Source organism: Stenotrophomonas sp. STEN020 (assembly GCF_056760195.1).
The window spans coordinates 1-2,500 of sequence record NZ_JBRREI010000092.1; the positions used below are offsets into that span (position 1 = coordinate 1).

The following is a 2,500-nucleotide window of genomic DNA, read 5'->3' on the forward strand; positions in this document are numbered from 1 at the left end:
CCTGACGATGACCTACTCTCGCACAGCTTAGGCTGCACTACCATCGGCGCGGCTACGTTTCACTTCCGAGTTCGGGATGGGATCGGGTGGTTCCATAGCGCTAATTTCATCAGGGAGACAGTTGGAGCGTCGCTCGTGTTTTCTTTCTGGCGGTGTGCGTGGATCTGCATGCCATCCAAGAAAGGGCCTACGGCGCCTGTCTCGCGTTTGGTCTTGTGACGTAGCGTGCACTTGGAGTCTATCGACATGTCATGTCGGCCAAGGCAACTTGAGGTTATATGGTCAAGCCACACGGATCATTAGTATCAGTTAGCTCAATGCATTGCTGCACTTACACACCTGACCTATCAACCACATAGTCTATATGGTTCCTTTAGGGGGCTTGTGCCCCGGGAAGTCTCATCTTGAGGCGCGCTTCCCGCTTAGATGCTTTCAGCGGTTATCGCTTCCGAACATAGCTACCCGGCAATGCCACTGGCGTGACAACCGGAACACCAGAGGTTCGTCCACTCCGGTCCTCTCGTACTAGGAGCAGCCCCTCTCAAACTTCCAACGCCCATGGCAGATAGGGACCGAACTGTCTCACGACGTTCTGAACCCAGCTCGCGTACCACTTTAAATGGCGAACAGCCATACCCTTGGGACCGACTACAGCCCCAGGATGTGATGAGCCGACATCGAGGTGCCAAACACCGCCGTCGATATGAACTCTTGGGCGGTATCAGCCTGTTATCCCCGGAGTACCTTTTATCCGTTGAGCGATGGCCCTTCCATACAGAACCACCGGATCACTAAGTCCTAGTTTCCTACCTGCTTGATCCGTCGATCTTGCAGTCAAGCACGCTTATGCCTTTGCACACAGTGCGCGATGTCCGACCGCGCTGAGCGTACCTTCGAGCTCCTCCGTTACTCTTTAGGAGGAGACCGCCCCAGTCAAACTACCCACCATACACGGTCCCCGATCCAGATAATGGACCTAGGTTAGAACGTCAAGCACGACAGGGTGGTATTTCAAGGATGGCTCCACTGCAGCTAGCGCCACAGTTTCATAGCCTCCCACCTATCCTACACAGACGAACTCAACGTTCAGTGTAAAGCTATAGTAAAGGTTCACGGGGTCTTTCCGTCTTGCCACGGGAACGCTGCATCTTCACAGCGATTTCAATTTCACTGAGTCTCGGGTGGAGACAGCGCCGCTGTCGTTACGCCATTCGTGCAGGTCGGAACTTACCCGACAAGGAATTTCGCTACCTTAGGACCGTTATAGTTACGGCCGCCGTTTACTGGGGCTTCGATCAAGAGCTTCGCCTTGCGGCTGACCCCATCAATTAACCTTCCAGCACCGGGCAGGCGTCACACCCTATACGTCCACTTTCGTGTTTGCAGAGTGCTGTGTTTTTGATAAACAGTCGCAGCGGCCTGGTTACTGCGACCCTCTTCAGCTATAGCTCGCATGAGCCACCAAAAAGGGTGCACCTTCTCCCGAAGTTACGGTGCCATGTTGCCTAGTTCCTTCACCCGAGTTCTCTCAAGCGCCTGAGAATTCTCATCCTACCCACCTGTGTCGGTTTACGGTACGGTCTGCGTAAGCTGAAGCTTAGGAGCTTTTCCTGGAAGCGTGGTATCAGTGACTTCGCCTTAAAGGCTCGTCTCGGTGCTCGGTCTTAAAGGATCCCGGATTTGCCAAAGATCCAAACCTACCGCCTTTCCCCAGGACAACCAACGCCTGGTACACCTAACCTTCTCCGTCCCTCCATCGCACTTACGCGAGGTGCAGGAATATTAACCTGCTTCCCATCGACTACGCATTTCTGCCTCGCCTTAGGGGCCGACTCACCCTGCGCCGATTAACGTTGCGCAAGGAAACCTTGGGCTTTCGGCGTGCGGGTTTTTCACCCGCATTATCGTTACTCATGTCAGCATTCGCACTTCCGATACCTCCAGCAAGCTTCTCAACTCACCTTCACAGGCTTACGGAACGCTCCTCTACCGCGCATAACAAAGTTATGCACTCCAAGCTTCGGTTTACTGCTTAGCCCCGTTAAATCTTCCCCGCAGACCGACTCGACCAGTGAGCTATTACGCTTTCTTTAAAGGGTGGCTGCTTCTAAGCCAACCTCCTGGCTGTCTGTGCCTTTCCACATGGTTTTCCACTTAGCAGTAAATTTGGGACCTTAGCTGTGGATCTGGGTTGTTTCCCTTTTCACGACGGACGTTAGCACCCGCCGTGTGTCTCCCATACAGTCCGTCTTGGTATTCGGAGTTTGCAATGGTTTGGTAAGTCGCGATGACCCCCTAGCCATAACAGTGCTCTACCCCCAAGAGGATACATATGAGGCGCTACCTAAATAGCTTTCGAGGAGAACCAGCTATCTCCGGGTTCGATTAGCTTTTCACTCCTAATCACACCTCATCCCCTACCTTTGCAACGGGAGTGGGTTCGGGCCTCCAGTGCGTGTTACCGCACCTTCACCCTGGGCATGACTAGATCACCCGGTTT

At 53.6% G+C, this 2,500-nt stretch carries 2 rRNA genes (1 of these 2 cut by a window edge); both read right to left on the reverse strand.

What is annotated here, in order from left to right:
• Nucleotides 1-114: ribosomal RNA gene (gene rrf / locus ACVOLZ_RS21575) — 5S ribosomal RNA — on the reverse strand; the annotation flags it as partial.
• Between the two features lie 164 nt (nucleotides 115-278).
• Nucleotides 279-2,500 (reverse strand): 23S ribosomal RNA (locus ACVOLZ_RS21580) (it continues 656 nt past the right edge of the window).